A 19,458-nucleotide genomic window follows, 5' to 3' on the forward strand; every position below is an offset into this window, starting at 1 on the left:
GAACCACATAGCACAGACGACCTCCGTTTTCAAAAAAACCGCGTACTGCATGAGCAAGGTAACTTCCAGATGACGCCTGAACAAAGAATTGCTCAAACTGGGGCCAAAGCTTTAATAGATTCGGTTGATTAGCATCTTCTTCTTTTTCTTTTTTTTCCGCATTTTTAACCTTCGTCACACCCAAGAATGCAGGGACTCCTGTGATTAAGTCGGGAGAAGGGGCAGGAAATATTTGCTCCAGGTAGACACCTGCTGTTGTACGTCGTTTTTGGTCTGTCAGCATTTTAAGTTCCCCTGGAAAATCGCTACTATTTACCTGGTTCAGACCACTGGCTAAGATTGAAGATGACAAACTCTGCCGGTTTGACTATAGCCACACCTATTTCAGTTATAACTTGGCCTTGTTCGCGCAATTCAGGTGGATTGGTTTCTTCATCGCATTTAACGTAGAAAGCTTGTTCTGGTGTACTGCCAAACAGAGCACCGCTCCGCCAAACGGTCATCAGAAAAGAAGTCACATTCCGACGGATTTTCGCCCAGAGTTCCGGAGAATTCGGCTCAAACACTGTCCACTGAGTCCCGTGGTCGATCGACTTTTTCAGATAGTTAAATAGGCGACGTACATTAATATATTTGAACTCGCCATTGGCATCGCCTCCAATGGTGCGCGCGCCCCACACCCGAATATTGCCGTTGAGATTGCGAATGCAGTTGATTCCTTTGGGATTTAGACCATCTTGTTGATTTTTGCTGAGATTTTGCTTGAGTCCCCGCGCTCCAAACACAATTTCATTTGCTGGTGCTTTATGAACCCCCCTTTCTGCATCTACGCGAGCGTAAATTCCAGCAATGTGACCGCTAGGCGGTACATATTTTTCCTTTTTGCTGTCCTCCGGATCGAAAACTTGAATCCAAGGGAAGTAGAATGCACCATACTCGGAGTCAGGCGGTTTATTTGTTGGTTTAAGAATATTGGTATGGTCAGCATCCTCTGTGCAATCTAGTATGGCAAAGCGATCGCGCATTTTTTTACAATGTTCAACAATCATTTGTCCTAGGCTGATATTGCAACCCGGTGCAGCGACAATGGCTATTTCATCGATCGCTTCAAATTTTTCCAAAGCATTATTAATATCGGTGTCACCGTTGACTTGTACTACATAGCAGCGCGTCCCCCCATTTCTAAAAAAACCATAAACGGCATGAGCCAAGTGAGGGGTTTCTGTCTTTGGTTTCTGAGTGTCGGAACTTGAAAGACTGCCAAAGAATTTCTCAAATTCACTGAAGTTCGTGCATAGTTTAACCTCATTTGGTGGTACTAATATGTTCTGAGTTGTTTTCTCTACTTCACCTGATCTTGAGGTTAAGGTGGCGGTTGTGCTTTGTGATGAACTCCTAGCAGACTTTGTTCGTGTAGAACTGCTAGTACCTGAAATGCCTTGGTCTGTTGATGTGGCTACCTCACCTCCTGGGAGTTGAGAACTTGTACTCTCTACATTCTCTCCGCTTCTCTTAGCTTCTAGTTGTGAATTAGCTGGCTCTTGTGGTGCAGAAGGCTGAGAAGAAGGAATGATACCAATAAACCCAGCAGTACTTGTCCCAACTCCTGTAATGGGGGCAGAACCAGAGGGAACTTCCTCAACATATACGCCTGGAGAAGAATAATTTGGCATTGCGCTTGATTCCTTTAAAAAAACTAAACAACTACCGTTTTGGCTTTGGAAAAGCCTGGCTAGATTTTGGATTGATAATTTTCTAAGAAGTATTTATTTTTGAGGTGGCTAAATTAGTTAAATTATTAGCTTGTAAACTTAAATTTATAGGTTCAAGGATCTGACCTTGACTTATCTCTACGCTTTGAGAAACTTCCTCGTATCCTCTGGCATAAACTTTAATAGTGATAGTTTTCTTTTGTTGTGGTTTGCATACTTCTAATCCATGTAGGAAATAGTCCCCGTCTTTATCGCTAAAGGCAGATTCAGAACTGCCGGCAACTTGCACTTTTGCCATAAAAATGGGGCAATTTTTACTATCCGTAATTCGCCCCTTGATTGCAGTGGGTGGTAGGCCGATAGGAGTCCAAGTAATTCTATCGTTGTTAAAATAGACTACTTTTATTGTTTCAGAGTTAGCTACACCGTAGCGCGTTCCTGCACTTGGCCGTGAAACAGTTAATGTATAGCATTCATCAGCATCAGGCAAGTCTACGAAGTAAAACCATCCGTCAATAGCAGTTAGAGTTCGGTCAGGACGCTTAACCATTTTTTCCCAACTCTTAGCATACTGGAGAGCGTGTAAATCGAGCCAATTTTTGAATTTGCCTTGTTTTTGGCTAACTTCCACTAAGGCCCCAGCAATCGCTAACTTAGTTTCAGCATCTATAACTCGCCCTGCGATCGCCACCCGATTTTTTGTCTGTTCCTTTGCTGACATGATTTTATTCTCTTAATTGAGAATAATTTATTATCGACTCCTGCACAAGCTTTCCAGCTTCTACAGGTTCATGGACATCTACCGCAATGGTAACAGTGTAGCTCAGAATTGCTTTGGGCTTGCCTCCCATCACTTGCCAGAATTCAGACCAATTTTGGGATTGAGGTGGACGCAAAGCCATTGTTCGCAAGGGAGGTTCTTTTCCCTGGAGACTACCACGCAAAAACTCAGTGGGAATTTTGGGGTAGCGCATCAGTATCTTCATAACTTCACCTAAAAATCGGTGTTCATCTCGCTCACTTTGATCTTTTTGAACGCTCTCGCTTTTTTTCACCCAAACTGTAATTAAATAGGAACAATCAACTCTGACTGGAGGGGGATATTTGAGCGCGCTTCCATTAGTTTGACGCTCTACGATCCACTCATTGCTACGCAATTCTAGGTTTTCTCGAATGTCATAGAGAAATAAGTTAATCGTAGTAGCAACTGCATCTGTGCTGCTAGCCACCTCCTTATCAGGGGCAGCAAAGCTAATTCCAAAATCAGTAGACCTCCATTTTTTAGAAAGTTCTTGACTGAGTAATTCTTGCAGAGTTTCATCTAAGTCTTGAATCATTGATTTAAGCGATGTCTCGCACAGGTGTCACTACCGACCACTAGAACAAATTAAACAATTTAATTTTTTTCCGAATCGCCAAGAATAATATCTGACGATCGATCGCAGCCTTATGAAAAAATAGATGCGTGACAATTCAATTTTTTATCCTCAACCTGGTAATGATGCAACACCTGTTGACAGAGGTAATACTTTTTCTCGTTTAGTTGGGAACCAACTAGCTGTCTTCTATCTTTCGATAGACCAACTCTATTTTTTTAGATTGATGCTTGTCAAGGGGGTAAGACCCCTTTTTTTGGTTATTTATATTAAGAAAATCTACAGACTGTAAAAATTTAACGCCTAGTCGCAAACAATACCGTCTGAAGCGTCTTGCGATCGCTTACCGCAGGAAGTAAAAACGCCAGTTCCAGAATTCGGGGTGCATTTAAGTGGTGACAGAGGTACGATCGCTTTATGCCCCCAACGGCTGCACGCTACAGGTCGTTTTCTGCAAGCTCACTCAACAAGCGATCGCCCTCCTGACGGCCCGCACCCCAACTGTTGCCCTAAACGGGTATCCCCAAATCTTGCCCTAGTAATGGAATAGTTTTTTGAGAGTATCACATAAATGAGGCGGTGGGGACTCAGCCGTTTCCACCGACACGACTGAGGCATCATTAATCCTCGCCGATCACATAACTGGCGATCGCCACCATCACCCACAGAAATTGGTGAAGCTATCGCGCCGACTGAGAATCACCACCGATACACTCATAGGTTTCCCCAAGCCCTAAATCGCATCTGGTAATTCGCGTTCCACAAACCGCACGCGCGGATGTCGGTAAACTGCAACTGTCACCCCTATGGCTAGAATTTCCATCGTAATAAATAGCAAGCCAATACCGCGGCCCGGCCCCACGCCAATGATTTGACCGATGCTTCCAGCTAATAAACCATCAGTCGCCATTAGAGGTTCAAAGATTCGTTCAGTTAGAGGGCCAGCCACAACATAGGCGAGGGGGATGCACGAGAAACAAATCATATTAATTGTGGCAAAGACTCGGCCTTGAATATTGGGAGCCACTTTTCGGAGTAAGATGGCATCGCACCAGCCATTGATGAGCGGTAAGCTGAAGAAAAACAAGAAGAAAGCCAGAGCAAAAAGGGCGGCATCGGCGCGTAATCCCAATGCTAAAATGCACAGTTGACTGAGAAAGGCAAAACCAAATACGCCACGAATTAAAGTTCTGGGACCTCCCCAAATACTCATAACTACACTACCCAGCAGCATCCCGGCACCGCCGAGGGATTGAATGGTTCCGAGAACGGTAACAGAAGTAAAAGAAAGTACCAGTGGCGGGAATAAAACTTCAATCAGTCCAAAAACAAAATTATTGATAGCGAAAACAATTAGCAAAGCTAAAAGTCCGGGTCTAACAGTAATATAAGTCCAACCTTCAAGTGCCTCGCGCCAGAGAGAGGCTTTTCCATTAACTGGAACCGCAGCAGTCTTAGCGTCAGGAAAGCGAACCAGCAATAGGGTGGTGAGGGCAAACAGGAAGGGGGCAAAGTCAATTAAAATGACACCTTCAAGTTGGACGATTCCCAGCAAGAATCCTGCTAGCAGCGGTGAAATTAGCTGGGCGCACGCTTCTCCTGATTGAACCATACCGCTAGTACGCGGCAAGTGTTCCTTCGGTACTAATAAAGAGGTCGAAGCAGTGTAAGCTGGCAACTGAAACGCTTTGCAGAGGGAACTGAGGCTGACGGCGATGTAGATGTGCCAAATTTCCAGCCTGCCAGCGACCAGTAAGAGAGCGATCACCACTGTACTTAGACCTGCCCCGGAGTCAGACAGAATCATGCAATTGCGTCGATTCCATCGGTCAACTAAGGCACCTGCAACCGAAGAAATTAAAATACTGGGTAGGAGAGCAAATAGCAAAATTAGAGAGAATTGGGTGACTGAACCTGTACGCTGATAGACCCAAACTCCTAAAGCAAAGCTCGTCAGACCAGATCCCATCAGGGAGATCAGTTGTCCGAACCAGACGAGAAGAAAAACGCGTATCTTATGGAACGGAGGGAGTTTCGTCATTCAGCATCTTCTCTACAGTTTTTATGGAATCGTTAAAAAGCGGACATATAGCAGGTAACAGGTAACAGTGCTAAAAGCCTTTTGTTGTCTAAGTTCTAGCATTGGTTCATGTCCTAACCGCCTGATCTGTTGCTATATGTCTTATTTTTGTGAGTATTGCTGAAAAATAAGCTCTTATTTCTCAAGCCTGACTAAAAGCTCCCAATTATAAACATCAGGTTCGTCAACGCCAAAAATATCCTTGAGATTGGAGATTGCAATATCAGAATCGTCAAAAGAAACTTCAAAGCTGAGTCGTTTAAAGCCTGCTTCCTTGAAAATTCGATTCAACCGTAAGGGGGTGTAATATATCTGGCGAGAATTCCACCTGTTGTCATAGCAGGCACTATGGGCTAAATTAATTTGCCCATCAGTTAACCAATGAGCTTTAGATTGAACTAGATAAGCAATCTCCAAGTCACAAAAAATACTGGGGAAAAAACCGTAAAGCCTACCACCTGGTTTGAGAATTTTATAAAACTCATCAATCATCTGACGATTTTGATCGTCTTCCCCCGCAACAACTGAATTAACAACAAGGACATAATCAAATTTTTCTTGCCAATCTGGGTATTCTTCCACTAATTTGGTAGAATCAGCAACTTGAAAATTTAATTGTTGATTTTTTAATTTTGTATCTCCATTTGTCTCTTGCCAATTATTTTTGGCTCTTTCTATCGCATTTTCAGCAAAGTCAGTACAGTAAACTTGTCCAATCTGAGGACAGAGAGTTAGCAAGGTTTTCTGAAGTCCTATTTCCGAACCACAACCCGGAATTAGAACTTTTATGTCGGGAGAATTTGGGATTTTAAAATTAGGGGATTGAAGAGGATTGATGAGATTTTCGCAAATTTGAGGATCTTTTGTCAGGCTGTAAGTATGATTAGAATAATTTTGGTGAACTTTATTCCAAGTATCTTTTTCGTCTTCTGAAGGAGAAGAATAAGAGGGAATGAGCCATTTGTGTTCGTTAGCATTCATAATTGATTCACTTGCAAAATAGTTAGTAGAGGATGAACTTGACTTTATATTTGGGAGTAAAGCCTTTTAATTATAGCTCTTCTGAATGAGATTGTGCTACATCCAAACTAATTTTTAGTTGTGCAGCTAATTCCTGTACGTGAGGTTTTTGCATCATGGTCATGTGGTTTCCCGAAATCAGATAATTTTCGGTAGTTGTAGAAAATTTGCTCCAGCCTAATGTTGGATTTTTTAGCAAATCAGTTAGCCCCTCCATAGCCACATCAATTGCATCTATTTCGCTGGCGCGGAAAACAGAAATCCGATTGGGGAGTACCTGTTCTGGGTAATAATTACGATGGGCTTTAGTATTAGCCTTGTAAACTTCCACTAAACCCCTAAATGACTTACTTGCTACATCTTTAGGTAAGGAATTCAACTCGATCCATTTTTCTTTTAGATAATCCAATTGTTCCTCTTGGTTCAGGGAAGCAAAAGTCTCTTTGGATAACTTCCATTGAGGATAAAACATATATTCCATATAATTGGCAAACTCGGTATAATCTAGATCATTTTCATGAACTGAAATTGACTTTTTACTAAAAATTGGCGCTACAGCATCGATAATTGCCACAAGAGCGACTTCATGCCCCTGTTTCTGCAACTGCTGGGCTATCTCAAAAACAACTAAACCTCCAAACGAATGCCCTCCCAGGAGGTAGGGTCCCTGGCTTTGAACGGTCTGTATTGCCTGAATATAGTAGGCAGCCATATCTTCCACCTGTGTGAGAGGTTCTGATTCTCCGTCAAGACCTCGTGCTTGTAGACCGTAAAACGGTTGATCTGAACCCAGATGACGTGCTAGATCGTAAAAGTAAAGAACATTTCCGCCAATGCCAGGTACGCAGAAGAAAGGTTTCTTGGAACCGCTAGAGTGAATCGGGATCAAAGGAGACCATCTGCCAGAATCTCTTGACGAACGAATATGAATGGCTAACTGTTCGATAGTTGGACTGGAGAAAAGGGTTGCTAAAGGTAGATTTGTTCCAAATTGCTGTTCAAGACGCGCCATTAGCCGTACAGCTAAAAGAGAATGACCTCCCATCGTAAAAAAGTTGCCTCTAACTCCTACGGGATATACACCGAGAACTTCTGACCAAATTTGTGAAAGCTGTAATTCTAGTGTGTCGTGGGGGTCAACAAAACAGGTTTCATTCCAAAAGTGAGAACTATCTGGCGCTATTAGGGCGCGACGGTCTAGTTTCCCGTTAGGGGTAAGGGGTATTGCTTCCAAAAGGACAAACGCAGACGGGATCATGTAATCAGGCAGCTTTTGTTTGAGGTAATCGCGCAGTCTATCTGTGATTGTGTGCTGCAACGTTTTCAATAACCCCTGTTCTTCTGGGAGTTTTTTTACACTTACACACTCGGTTTGATAAAAAACGCGCTCTGGGATGAGATTAGAGACAATATAAGCAACAAGACGCTTATTACCAGGAATGTCTTCACGGGCAACAACTACTGCTTCTTGCACATCTGGGTATTGAGCTAGTACCTGTTCAATTTCTCCGATTTCAATGCGGAAGCCACGAATCTTTACCTGGTTATCAATGCGACCGAGATATTCGATATTACCATCGGGCAAGTAGCGAACCAAATCTCCAGTTTTGTAGAGACGCGAAGTGGGAGAGTCACTAAAGGAATTGCGAATGAAACGCTCATCGGTCAAATTGGGCTGATTGAGGTATCCCCGTGCCAAACCAGCACCACCGATGTGCAACTCACCGGGAACGCCAACAGGTACAGGTTGTCCATTCCGATCTAAAATATAGGTCTGGACATTACCAAGGGGACGACCGATCGGCAACTCCTTTAATGTCGTGTCCGCTACCGATAAATCATATATCGTTGCCCCCACAGTAGCTTCTGTCGGGCCGTAATTATTCACCAGACGAACTCGCTGTTCCACACACTCAAGCCAAGTTTTCAGTCGTTCGGGCAGTGCTTTTTCTCCGCCAATGATTATTAAGCGCAATGATGAGGGTAATACCACCGTTTCTTGAGTCAAGAAAGCAGTCAGTTCGTGCCAGTAGGCTGTCGGCAAAGCCATGACAGTGATTTCCCAATTCTTGCAATTTTGCAAAAATCCCTCAATGGAGTCCAGCATGGAATCAGTACGCAAGACAAGCGTCGCACCAGAAATCAGGCTGGTATAGATTTCTTCGGCACTGACATCAAAACTAATCGAGGAGAATTGCAGAATCCGATCTGCGCTTCTCCCAAAGGGAGAAGCCAAGGGCGAACGCAGCAGCGCTTCGCTATCACACTGGTCTATTTCATATTCAGCACTCGCAACCGTTGTGTAATTGACTAGCGATTCATGTTGGATTAAAACACCTTTGGGTTTTCCTGTAGACCCTGATGTGTAGATAACATAAGCCAAGTTTTCTGGCTTTACTCCGCTTGACAGGTTTTCTTCGCTGTGGGAAGCAATTTCTTTCCAGTCTGAGTCTAAGCAGATAACACGCGCTGAGTGTGCAGGAAGTTTCTCCACTAATTTCTCTTGGGTAAGCAGAACGGGTAATGACGAGTCTTCCACCATGAAAGCTAACCGCTCTTTCGGATATGCAGGGTCGAGAGGAACGTAAGCACCCCCAGTTTTGAGGATGCCCAACAAACCGATTACCATTTCCAGAGAGCGCTCTACACAAATCCCTACTAACACTTCTGGTTTCAGGCCCAAGCTTTGCAGGTAGTGCGCCAACTGATTGGCTTTTACATTCAACTCTCGATAGGTGAGTTGTTTTTCTTCAAACACCACTGCTACGGCATCGGGTGTCCGTTCCACCTGTTCTTCAAACAACTGATGGATGCACTTTTCTTGGGGATAGTCTTTAGCAGTGTTGTTCCACTCTACTAATAGCTGCTGTCGCTCTCCTGGTGTCAGTAGGGGCAATTCTGAAATCGCCTGTTTGGAATTGGCGACGATTCCTTCCAACAAGGTCTGGAAATGTTCCGCCATCCGCACGATGGTAGTCTCATCAAACAGATCCGAGTTGTATTCCCATTCTGCTACCAATCCATCAGCCGTATTCTCCATTGATAGCGTCAAATCAAACTTGGCTGTGCCGAGTTCCACGGAATACGAGCTTACCGCTAAATCAAGCAGTTCCATAGAAGGTACTGTTCCGTCGTCAAGAGCAAACATCACCTGGAATAGAGGCGTGTAGCTTAAATTGCGTGTTGGTTGCAATGCTTCTACCAACTGCTCGAATGGCAGGTCTTGATGCGTGTAACCTTGCAGCGCCACTTCCCGAACTCGATTGAGTAACTGCTCAAAACTAGGGTTGCCGCCGAGGTTGGTACGCAGCACTAAAGTATTGACAAAAAAGCCGATTAGCCTTTCAAGTTCCCGTCGGTTGCGACCAGCTACAGGCGTCCCTACTACGATGTCATCTTCCCCTGAGTATCGGTAGAGAAATGTCTGAAACGCTGCCAAAAGCGTCATAAACATAGTGACTCCCGCTCGCTTACTCAACGTGGCAAGTTCCGCGCTCAATTCTTTGGAAAGGGCTGCATAGTAATATCCTCCACGGAAGGTTTGAACAGCCGATCGCGCTCTGTCTGTGGGCAATTCTAATAAATTCGGAGCGTTCTTGAGTTGTTCCTTCCAGTAGTGAAGTTGGGTTTCTAGTATTTCTCCAGTTAGCCACTGTCGTTGCCAAAGAGCAAAGTCGGCATATTGTACTGGTAACTCTGGTAAAACTGGAGGCTTTCCTGTACAGAAAGCTTGGTAAAGTTCTGTTAGTTCTCGCACGAATACGCCCAGCGACCAACCATCAGAAATAATGTGGTGCATGGTGAGCAGCAAGAGGTACTCTGTTTCACCTAGCTGTAGCACCGTACCTCGGAGTAAAGGCTCTTGCTCCAGGTTAAAAGGTCGATTCGCTTCAACCGTAGCTAATCGTTTCGCTTCAATTTCTCGTTCGCTCTCAGAGAGGTGCAACAAGTTCACAATTGGTAGTTGAAAACTAAGAGTTGAGGCAATAACTTGAACGGGTTGATCTCCTACTATTGCAAAGTTGGTGCGTAAGGCTTCATGCCGCCGGATAATTTCGTTGATAGCCTTCTGTAGCGACGCTATATTAAGCTGACCGCTCAGATGCAACGCGAGTGGGATGTTATAAAATGCACTTTCTGGTTGTAATTGGTCGAGGAACCACAATCTCGCTTGAGCAAAGGATAAGGGGATGGACTCTGACCTGGGAATTGGTAGAAGAGGCAGAGCTTCTACAGATTTTCCGTTTTTGAGCGCTATCTCAACCCGTGAAGCGAATTCGGCAATCGTGGGAGCTTCAAACAAACTGCGTAATGGTAATTCGATGGATATCGTGTCGCGCACTCTTGAAATTACTTGGGTTGCTAATAAGGAATGTCCGCCCAAGGTAAAGAAATTGTCATGAACGCCTACAGAGTCAATTAAGAGGATGTTACTCCAAATGCTGGCTAACATTTCCTCAATCGGAGTGCGTGGGGCGACAAAAAACTCTTCCAGTTCGGGACGCAAATCTGGTGCGGGTAAGGCGCGACGATCCACTTTACCATTGGGTGTTAGTGGTAGTGCCTCCAGAACGATAAAAGCACCCGGCATCATGTAATCAGGCAGTTTTTGTTTGAGGAAGTGGCGCAGGTCAGTAATTGTGGGTGTTCCTTCTTGATACGGAACAACATAAGCCACTAATTGCTTATCACCTGCAACGAAATCTTTGGCGATAACTGCTGTCTCTCTTACACCGGAATGCTGGTTCAATATTGCTTCAATTTCGCCTAATTCGATGCGGAAGCCGCGAATTTTTACCTGATTGTCAATGCGACCGAGAAATTCAATGTTGCCATCTGGGAGGTAACGACCTAAGTCGCCAGTTTTGTAGAGTCGAGAACCTGGTTCATTGCTAAAAGTGTTGGGAATAAATTTCTCTTGAGTTAAATCGGGCCGATTGAGGTATCCTCGCGCTAACCCCACACTGGCAATGTAGAGTTCCCCAGGAACACCAATAGGAACTGGTTGGAGATGGCGATCGAGAAGATAAACTTGGATGTTGTCTATGGGACGACCGATGTGAGGCAACGTATTCTGTATGGCATCGCTTTCGACTAATCCAGAAGTCGTGACCACAGTGTTCTCGGTTGGCCCGTAGTTATTGACTACTTTAAAAGGAATTGAAGCTGATGGATGCTGATGAAGTTTATCTCCACCCGTTAACATAATTCGTAAGGCTCCGTCAGAGGGCCATTGAAGAGACAACAACTTTTCTGCTATTGGGGTGGGGACAAAAGTAATTGTTATCTCTTTGGTCAAAAGCCAGTCGCGCAGTTTTTCTGTAGACAGAAGAATCTCTGGCTTGACTAAATAAATACTCGCTCCCGATGCTAAATAAGGCCACACTTCCCACACGGAAGCATCAAACGCGGTTCCGGCTAGCTGGGTAGCTCGGTCTGATGATGTTACCTCAAAGGTTCGTTGATGCCAGAAAACTAGATTTAGCAAACCAGAGTGGGGAATCAAAACCCCTTTGGGCTTGCCGGTTGAACCAGAGGTGTAAATGACATAAGCCAAGTTTTCCGGTGTCACACCAGTGATAAGAAAAAGTTCGCGTTGAGCCGAGATTTCTTGCCACTCAGAATCCAAGCAGACTACCCGTGCTTGATGTTCTGGTAACGAGACAACCAGTTTTTGTTGAGTTAGTAAAACTGGCAATCGTGAATCATCGAGCATATAACTGATGCGATCTGTTGGATAGGCGGGGTCTATAGGGACATAAGCACCACCGGCTTTGAGTACACCTAACAGTCCTATAATCATGTCACTTGAACGTTCTACACAGATGCCCACCAAAACTTCTGGCCCTACACCCAACGTTTGGAGGTAATGTGCTAGCTGATTTGCCCTTATGTTCAGCTCTCGATAGGTCAGTTGTTCTCCTTCAAATACCACTGCTACAGCATCGGGAGATCGCTCTACCTGTTCTTCAAACAACTGATGGATGCACTTATCAAAGGGATACTGAGCTTCTGTGTTATTCCACTCCACTAATAGCTGGTAACGATCTGTTTGTGTTAGGAGAGACAATTTTGAAATCGGCTGATCTGAATTGACTGCGAGCGCCTCCAGCAAAGTTTGGTAATGTCCCGCCATCCGAGCGATCGTACTAGCCTCAAACAAATCAGTGTTATACTCAAACTGACCAATAATCCCCTCTAATCTTTCCTCTACATCCAAAGTCAGATCGAACTTAGCCGTATCAGTATTCACATTTGGGTAACTTAAAGTCCAACCCTCATCCAAAAATGACATTGAAGGTTGTGCAGTAAATGCTACTTGGAATAAAGGGTTTTGGCTGAGGTTTCGTTCTGGTTGAAGTATCTCTACCAACTTTTCAAACGGCAAATCTTCATGGGCATAAGCTGCCAAAGTTACTTCCTGTACCCTAGAAAGTAGCTCTTGGAAACTAGGATTCCCCGACAAATTAGTACGCAACACCAGGGTATTGACAAAAAAACCAATCAGTCCTTCAATTTCTGGTTTGTTGCGACCTGCACTAACAGTTCCCACCACAATATCTTCTTGCCCTGAGTATCGATAGAGCAAGGTTTTAAATGCTGTCAGCAGCGTCGTGTAGAGAGTGACCCCTTCTTGTCGCGAGAGAGCTTTGAGTGTTTCTGTTAAGTTTTTAGATAGAGCGAAACATTGCCTCGCACCCCGGAAAGTTTGAACAGGGGGTCGTGGACGGTCTAACGGTAGTTGTAGTACGGGTAAATCGGCTAGCTGTTGCTTCCAGTAATTTAATCGACTTTCCAGAATTTCCTTTGTAAACCACTGCCTCTGCCAAACAGCAAAGTCAGCATATTGTATGGGCAATTCTGCCAGAGGTGATGGCTGACTATTAGAAAAAGCTTTGTAGAGTGTTGCTAATTCTTTTAGGAATACATCGTAAAGCGAAACAGCATCGGTAATAATGTGGTGAAAAGTCAGAAATAACCTGTAGTCTTCATCTGAGAGTTGCATCAATGCAGCCCGCAGCAGTAGACCAGAACTAAAGTCAAATGGCTGTATAGCTTCTCTTTTCGCCAACCGCAAAGCTTCTGCCTCCCGTTCCTGTTCTGGCAGTTGCCTTAAATCCATTACTGCTAAATTAAAAGTAGAGAATGGATCGATAACCATCGCTGGCTGTCCGTCTACCGTCATAAAGCGCGTTCTCAAACTTTCGTGACGGTTGATAATTGCGTTCAGAGCTTTTTCTAAAGCATTTACATCAATAGCACCTGGAAAACGAATAGTGCAAGGTTCGTTATATACCGGAATATTTGGTTCTACTTGTGCCAAAAACCACAATTGTTCCTGAGAAAAACTAAGTGGAATCCTTTGGTTTCTCGAAATAGGTTGTAAAGCTATGCCTATTGGTCGTTGTTCTTGCTGAAGAACTTCCTCTACTATTAGAGCTAAACCTGCTACAGTAGGAGATTCTAGGATTCGGCTAAAAGGTAACTCTACTTTCAGGCGATCGCGTATTCGAGCGATAATTTGGGCCGCTAACAGCGAATGCCCCCCCAATTCAAAGAAGTTATCGTCAACTCCTACGCGCTCAACTCTCAAAATTTCAGCCCATATCCCTGCTAATATCTCCTCAATAGCAGTGCGAGGTGCAACAAAAGTAGATAACTCTGCTGGGTTGATTTCTGGTTTGGGCAACGCTCGACGATTTACTTTACCATTTGGATTCAATGGCAAGCTTTCCAATACTACAAAATGCGAGGGAATCATGTAGTCGGGAAGTTGTTGTTGGAGGAACTGGCGCAACTCTCGTATAAAATTTGACTCTGACTCTGGCGATGAGTGGAGTACAAGATATGCGACTAATCGTTTATCACCGGGTACATCTTCCCTAGCAGTAATAGCAGCTTGCTTAACAGATGGATGTTTGCTCAGTTTTTCTTCAATTTCTCCCAATTCAATCCGAAAACCGCGAATTTTTACTTGATGGTCAATGCGACCGAGAATTTCAATTGTGTCATCACCGAGATAGCGAACTAAATCTCCAGTTCTATAAAATCGTTCTTGTGAGTTTTCCTGAAAAGGATTGGAAATAAATTTTTGCGTCGTTAATTCTGGACGATTGAGATATCCTCTTGCTAGTCCCCATCCCCCAACTAATAACTCTCCTTTTTCTCCTTCGGGAACAGGTTGCAACTCTTCGTCAACGACATAAATTGACAGGTTGGGAAATAGGCGACCTTGAGGGCAGCCAGATAAATTTTCTTCTGACTTGCAAAGCCAGTAGGCCACTACAATATTTTCTGTAGCGCCAAAAAGGTCGTAAAGTCTGCAATTAGGAAATTGGTTAAAAAATCGTTTTTTTAATGCCGCAGTTACAGGCTCTCCCCCTGTAAATACCATTCGGATATTTCGGCAATTCTCCAATCCCTCTTCGGAAAGAAATACTTGCAATACAGAAGGGACAAAAACAAGGACACTGATTTCTTGTTGAGCGATCAGCCTAACTAAATAAGCGGGATCTTTTTCACAGCCTGGTTTGGCAAGCACAACCCTAGCCCCAGTCATTAAAGGCCAGAATAGCTCCCAGAATGAAAAATCAAATGTTAAAGGTAATTTTTGCAAAATCCGGTCTTGCTGCGTGATGGGAAAAATTTCTTGCATCCACAAAAAGCCTTGACAAATTGCTCGGTGGCTTACCATCACACCTTTTGGTTGTCCTGTAGAACCCGAAGTATAGATTGTGTAAGCTAAGTTCTTAGGCTGAACACCACTCACAGGATTACTCTTGCTTTTTGCAGAAATATTCTCCTCTTCAGCATCCAAGCAAACAAAATGACCTGGAGGTAATGGAATTCCTGCTACCAGTTTCTTGAGAGTTAGCAATACCTCAACTTTTGTATCCGCTAGAATGAACGCCAAGCGCTCTTGAGGCTGCGATGGGTCGAGCGGAACAAATGCAGCACCTGCCTTGAGGATACCCAGCATTCCCACTATCATCTCAATAGAACGCTCAAGACAAATGCCTACCAACATTTCTGAAGCGACATTTAAAGAGCTTAAATAATGTGCCAGTTGGTTGGCTTTCTCATTGAGTTCGCGATAGGTCAATTGCTCTGAATCCAAAACAAGAGCGATTGCTTCTGGGATTTTCTCTACCTGTGCTTCAAATAACCCATGTAGAGTAAGACTTTTATCGGAAACGAATTCTGGTATTGACATGACAAGCTTCAAATGATATTGGCACGAAAGGTGGCTTGAGAAAGGTAAAACCTTTCTCATAAATTTTTCCCACGCAAGTTTATAAAGTCACATCCATGTAAATTGGTCTAGTCATACATCTAGGGCCACCAGTACCTTTTACTAACTCTTGACCCTTCACCTTAATGACTTCCACATCGGATTTCTTTAATAAATCCTGCACTCTTTCACAGAGGTCGTAAGCAAAGATTCTTCGCCCTCCCAAACAAAAACAGTTACAAGCTTGCTTGTATAGAGATTCTTCCTGTGTGACTTCAATGAAATTGAAACCTATATCTTTAAAAAAGTTAATAGGATTGATTGCTGTTTCACTCCCATCTAAAAGCACGCCACTTATTAGGCTCTCGGGATGGGCTATAATGCAATCTTCAGCTACAGGAACCATCCCACCGTCAAGGTTTATACGCCATTGGGCCAGTTCAATGCCAATAATGCCGTCTATAATTCCCTTTGGCAACAACTCTGAAATCAAGAAATCTAAGGTTTCTCTGGTTGTTCTTCTGCCATACCCGATTGCTAAATATTTTTTCTCTTGGTAATAAATAGGGATGACATCTCCACCTTCTAGAAATAAACCTTCGGGAATTTCCAGGATTGGTTTGAGTCCCAGCAATTTGGCTACGCTCGACATAAATTCCGGCTCTTTCTGCCGAATTTTTTTGACCATCCTTCCTACTATATATCCGTCTGGAATCCAGGGCAGAGTGATGATCGCATCGCGAGTGTAAACTAAATTAGGGTTGGTGGATAGGTAGCTGCTAAATTGCTGGTAAATCTCTTCACCTTTCAATCTCAGTATGTCTGATACATAGAAAGTTTTTAGTTCCTGATTGAGAGAATTTGCAAAATTCTGATGAGCTTCCCGAAACTGTTGAGCATCAGGAAGCGCTCTGAACAGATAGTTTTCTTGAAGTTCCTGACTTGACAAGTTCTTCAAATGACTAAATACGTGATAGTCGGTTGGGTCGTGAACGACAACTGCTTTCGGTGTTAAAGAAAACTCGCTAAGTTGAAAATTAGACAGTTCAGGCATACTTGAAAAGCTATTGGTATTTTGGATAGAAGGGCGATCGTTGATCGTTTAAAATAGAGAAAAGTCTGATGGCTATTATGATGTAGACATTTAATCAGAGTTCTCAGATGTTTTAGGAGTTAGGGTTTTACGATCTGCCAACCCCTAACTTATATTTTTTACTTCGACTCGATCTTTCCTGATTCAGAGCGATATTTATTAACCGTTAATTACGAAATAACCGTCCACAGGATGTCCATCTTTTTTACATTTTGCACCAACAATAATAGGGAGCCTCTATCGGTGTTACAGTGCCTTTAGCTTCGTTGTCTCCCACTAAAGGGCATGACATTTCAAGCTTGACAGTGACCTTTTGAGAATTAACAATTCCTTGAAATTCCCCGTAACCTTTAGCTCCCCTTGATGTTCCTCCTTTATCATTTAAATCAAACCGATAAGTAACTCCAGAAACTACATCCTTTTTTTCGAGCTACTACCCTCTGTAGATTCAATTTAATTTGTCGCTCATCCTTTTTCCTCGGTTTGTTTATTTGTCATCTATCTCTAGACATACTTAGTTTAATTTTTTGGAGAGATGCCTGTCAAGGGAAATCAATAAAATTTGTGTAAAGGAAACGTCATGGAAGGTAAAAATTCAACATTTCCTGGTTTGGACGTGAGTAACGTAGAAAAAGCTTGAGAAGAAATGCCCCAATTTACATTCACTTCGAGAGCAAATAGTTCTGGAGATAATTGGTACATCCTTATATCCCTCCATCCATAGGGAATTTACTGATATAAAAATGATGGACGCACTATTCTGTAAATTACGAGCTAAACAATAGCCGTAATTTCACGCTCGACGTGCGATCGCCCACACTCAGAACAATAGGTCAGTAATTAAGTAGAAGTCCCTTTTGTAGCGTTAAACCCTGATTATAACTGTATCGTTCAAAAGCTATGAAAGTCTATTAATTGCTTCCACAGGTTGTGAAACGGCATCTTATCTCTATAATACTTCCTCTCCCCCATCTTTGTAAGTCGGAAAAGTCGGATCGTAAAGTCGGAAAAGTCGGATCTTGCATAATCTAGTGACAATGCGCTGGGAGTGACAACCCGCCTGAAACCCTTATGGGATAAAGATTTAGCCCACTTGCTGAAGCTTTGAGAACAGCTATATCTTATAGATTTGTGCGCTGGCTGCAATAAAATATAAACGCCCAAGCGGCATATAAAGCCAGTTTTGGCTTGGTTTGGGCGTGAAACGCAGTTTTTGTCGCGTTAAGGCAATCATTTCTGGGACGCAAGAAACTCTAGAACTGCTAGAGAAACAGCCAGAGTATCAGGCGATGGCTTACGCCTACGGACAAAGTAACGATTTTGCGATTCCCAACGATTTGGTTTTGGCAAACGCAATTCAAGCTTTACGGGAAATTTATCACGCAATAGTTGAATCAGAATGCTATTTTCCTGGTTGTGAACGTGAAATACCCTCAACTCACGAAAATATTAACGTCTTTGATTTACTGGGCAGTTAAAAGATATCACTTAAAGCGTCTTACCGTAGTGCTTCGCTTTTGGGCAATGATGTTTTTTCTCCATAACTATGACTATCTCTCATCAATCACATCTAAATCTAATGAGCAAAATAGCCAAAATAACTAAAAATCACATCGAATGGTTTAAGGAACCGAAGGACTGCTTTTTCTACTACGGCAGCAATTGGTGTCCGGGTTGGGCGATCGCGCTACGCGCCCCGCAAGCTACGGTAAAATTGAACTTTCGTTGGCGCAGCCCTCGCAGAGGATCGTTCCTCAATGTTTCTATCTGGTAAGAAATGCTTCCGGTGACTGTCATTGGCTTCCTGCTAACAAAGCTTCTTGTCGTGGGGAAGGTCAAAGTCATCTGTTTGACAGTAGTTATATGGTCAATTCCTTTGATAGGCTTAAAATCAAGAAATTCAAGCCTATCTCCTGAAATTTTATGCACTTTCTCGCCACTAATAGCGTTGAACCAGTTCGCTACTGGTTTTTCTTATCCTCAAGTTTGTTGTGTGTTTCGCTTACTATTTTGTTGACCCGCTACAGAAAATGGTCAAATTGTTTTCTTAGGTGACAAAAACAGTGATAAATGGGTAAGCAATTTTGAAAGTGCCTAGTTTTTTGATACTCAAAAGAGTGCAAATATTAAAACAACAGTTTTAAACACTAATTCTGTAGCTTGTGGGTTTTTTGCTGATTCTATGTTTGTTATTGCCGTTTTCTGGTTAGAACCCCATTAGTCAATTTTAATTTTTGCTCATATCTTATTTGTAAACAAAAGTCAAATTTTTGCCGTCAAAAAGAGAAATAAAATTGAGATGATATACTAAAAAAATAATTTATCGATCGATACCCAGCTCGATTACCACCATGACAATAACAGCAGGATTCGCAACAAAAATGCTGCGGGCAACACTCGCTGACTACAACTTCTGGCCCCAATCTGAAAGCGATTCACCGCTTTCAATTAAAAGAGCTAAACTGCCATTGGATGAAGCAGCAATTCTTAGCAGAGATGCTTCAATGCGGAGAGCTGCAATCAAGGCGATGAATCCCCTCGCTCCTAGTTACAAAGCTCCGGCGACACGACGCATTGAATACAAAACTTTAGATGAGCTGTTTCAACCTTTGATCAGAAACTCTTTGACAGAGTTAGTAGGGATGGCAACCCAAAGTTTGGCGATGGAAGAGCCTGTTTTACCAGAGACAGTATTTAGCATTTTGATGCCGATCGAACAGGTTGAATATCTAACTGAGCTTTACCAAACATTCACTCAGTTGCAAAATACTAAAGTCATCATGGTTCACGACGATGACGGTGACAACACAAGCCCTGATGCTTACACAACTCTGATGATTACTGGAGAATCAGTGGAATCAGAAGTTATCGTGGCTCAGGCTCTGCTGATTCAAACCTGATAAGCGCCAAAGTTCTTTCTCTCTCTTGTTTTTAATCTCTTCTCT

Annotated in this window: 12 protein-coding genes and 1 pseudogene; 3 read left to right on the plus strand and 10 right to left on the minus strand. The window is 43.2% G+C overall.

What is annotated here, in order from left to right; genetic code table 11:
• The 4 genes and pseudogenes from QT990_RS21110 to QT990_RS21125 form a co-directional block, all read right to left on the minus strand.
• Positions 1-283, minus strand: a pseudogene (locus tag QT990_RS21110) (hypothetical protein); the annotation flags it as partial.
• Between the two features lie 25 nt (positions 284-308).
• Positions 309-1,673, minus strand: a complete 1,365-nt coding sequence (locus tag QT990_RS21115) for a phage tail sheath subtilisin-like domain-containing protein (RefSeq protein WP_333142302.1) — start codon at positions 1,671-1,673, stop codon at positions 309-311.
• An 82-nt stretch (positions 1,674-1,755) separates the two neighbouring features.
• The gene (locus QT990_RS21120) at positions 1,756-2,433 is read right to left on the minus strand and encodes a carboxypeptidase regulatory-like domain-containing protein (protein ID WP_333142301.1); all 678 of its coding nucleotides are present in this window, start codon (positions 2,431-2,433) and stop codon (positions 1,756-1,758) included.
• Between the two features lie 4 nt (positions 2,434-2,437).
• On the minus strand, positions 2,438-3,049 hold the full coding sequence (locus QT990_RS21125) for a DUF4255 domain-containing protein (protein WP_333142300.1): 612 nt from the start codon (positions 3,047-3,049) through the stop codon (positions 2,438-2,440).
• A 431-nt stretch (positions 3,050-3,480) separates the two neighbouring features.
• Here QT990_RS21125 and QT990_RS21130 point away from each other — a divergent pair, with 431 nt between their 5' ends.
• Complete coding sequence (locus QT990_RS21130; RefSeq protein WP_333142299.1) at positions 3,481-3,627, plus strand: hypothetical protein; 147 nt, start codon at positions 3,481-3,483, stop codon at positions 3,625-3,627.
• A gap of 194 nt (positions 3,628-3,821) precedes the next feature.
• On the opposite strand, the gene QT990_RS21135 is transcribed toward QT990_RS21130, so the two are convergent.
• The 5 genes from QT990_RS21135 to QT990_RS21155 all read right to left on the minus strand — a co-directional run bounded on the left by QT990_RS21135 (position 3,822) and on the right by QT990_RS21155 (position 17,215).
• Positions 3,822-5,129 (minus strand): MFS transporter, encoded by a 1,308-nt coding sequence (locus QT990_RS21135; protein ID WP_333142298.1) that lies wholly within the window; start codon positions 5,127-5,129, stop codon positions 3,822-3,824.
• Positions 5,130-5,303: 174 nt separating this feature from the next.
• Positions 5,304-6,149, minus strand: a complete 846-nt coding sequence (locus QT990_RS21140; RefSeq protein WP_333142297.1) for a methyltransferase domain-containing protein — start codon at positions 6,147-6,149, stop codon at positions 5,304-5,306.
• A gap of 70 nt (positions 6,150-6,219) precedes the next feature.
• Positions 6,220-15,402, minus strand: coding sequence for an amino acid adenylation domain-containing protein (locus tag QT990_RS21145; protein WP_333142296.1), 9,183 nt, complete (start codon positions 15,400-15,402; stop codon positions 6,220-6,222).
• Between the two features lie 79 nt (positions 15,403-15,481).
• On the minus strand, positions 15,482-16,474 hold the full coding sequence (locus QT990_RS21150; RefSeq protein WP_333465721.1) for an arginine deiminase family protein: 993 nt from the start codon (positions 16,472-16,474) through the stop codon (positions 15,482-15,484).
• A gap of 591 nt (positions 16,475-17,065) precedes the next feature.
• Positions 17,066-17,215, minus strand: coding sequence for a hypothetical protein (locus QT990_RS21155; protein ID WP_333142294.1), 150 nt, complete (start codon positions 17,213-17,215; stop codon positions 17,066-17,068).
• Positions 17,216-17,712: 497 nt separating this feature from the next.
• On the opposite strand from QT990_RS21155, the gene QT990_RS21160 reads away from it, so the two are divergent.
• Positions 17,713-17,991 carry a hypothetical protein gene (locus QT990_RS21160; protein WP_333142293.1) on the plus strand — a complete coding sequence of 93 codons (279 nt, stop codon included), beginning with the start codon at positions 17,713-17,715 and terminating at the stop codon, positions 17,989-17,991.
• Between the two features lie 172 nt (positions 17,992-18,163).
• Here QT990_RS21160 and QT990_RS21165 read toward each other — a convergent pair whose 3' ends face one another.
• Positions 18,164-18,310, minus strand: coding sequence for a hypothetical protein (locus QT990_RS21165; RefSeq protein WP_333142292.1), 147 nt, complete (start codon positions 18,308-18,310; stop codon positions 18,164-18,166).
• 554 nt (positions 18,311-18,864) lie between these two features.
• On the opposite strand from QT990_RS21165, the gene QT990_RS21170 reads away from it, so the two are divergent.
• Positions 18,865-19,413 (plus strand): hypothetical protein, encoded by a 549-nt coding sequence (locus tag QT990_RS21170; RefSeq protein ID WP_333142291.1) that lies wholly within the window; start codon positions 18,865-18,867, stop codon positions 19,411-19,413.
• The last annotated feature ends 45 nt before the right edge of the window (positions 19,414-19,458 follow it).

The organism is Microcoleus sp. T3_B1, assembly GCF_036700445.1.
In the GTDB taxonomy this organism is placed as follows: domain Bacteria; phylum Cyanobacteriota; class Cyanobacteriia; order Cyanobacteriales; family Microcoleaceae; genus Microcoleus.

What these genes read in the sequence shown, in the direction of transcription:
- QT990_RS21115 (WP_333142302.1), bottom strand. Translation starts at nt 1,673, where the DNA reads ATGCCAAATTATTCTTCTCCAGGCGTATATGTTGAGGAAGTTCCCTCT.
- QT990_RS21120 (WP_333142301.1), bottom strand. Translation starts at nt 2,433, where the DNA reads ATGTCAGCAAAGGAACAGACAAAAAATCGGGTGGCGATCGCAGGGCGA.
- QT990_RS21125 (WP_333142300.1), bottom strand. Translation starts at nt 3,049, where the DNA reads ATGATTCAAGACTTAGATGAAACTCTGCAAGAATTACTCAGTCAAGAA.
- QT990_RS21135 (WP_333142298.1), bottom strand. Translation starts at nt 5,129, where the DNA reads ATGACGAAACTCCCTCCGTTCCATAAGATACGCGTTTTTCTTCTCGTC.
- QT990_RS21140 (WP_333142297.1), bottom strand. Translation starts at nt 6,149, where the DNA reads ATGAATGCTAACGAACACAAATGGCTCATTCCCTCTTATTCTTCTCCT.
- QT990_RS21145 (WP_333142296.1), bottom strand. Translation starts at nt 15,402, where the DNA reads ATGTCAATACCAGAATTCGTTTCCGATAAAAGTCTTACTCTACATGGG.
- QT990_RS21150 (WP_333465721.1), bottom strand. Translation starts at nt 16,474, where the DNA reads ATGCCTGAACTGTCTAATTTTCAACTTAGCGAGTTTTCTTTAACACCG.
- QT990_RS21155 (WP_333142294.1), bottom strand. Translation starts at nt 17,215, where the DNA reads ATGTACCAATTATCTCCAGAACTATTTGCTCTCGAAGTGAATGTAAAT.
- QT990_RS21165 (WP_333142292.1), bottom strand. Translation starts at nt 18,310, where the DNA reads ATGACAGTCACCGGAAGCATTTCTTACCAGATAGAAACATTGAGGAAC.
- QT990_RS21170 (WP_333142291.1), top strand. Translation starts at nt 18,865, where the DNA reads ATGACAATAACAGCAGGATTCGCAACAAAAATGCTGCGGGCAACACTC.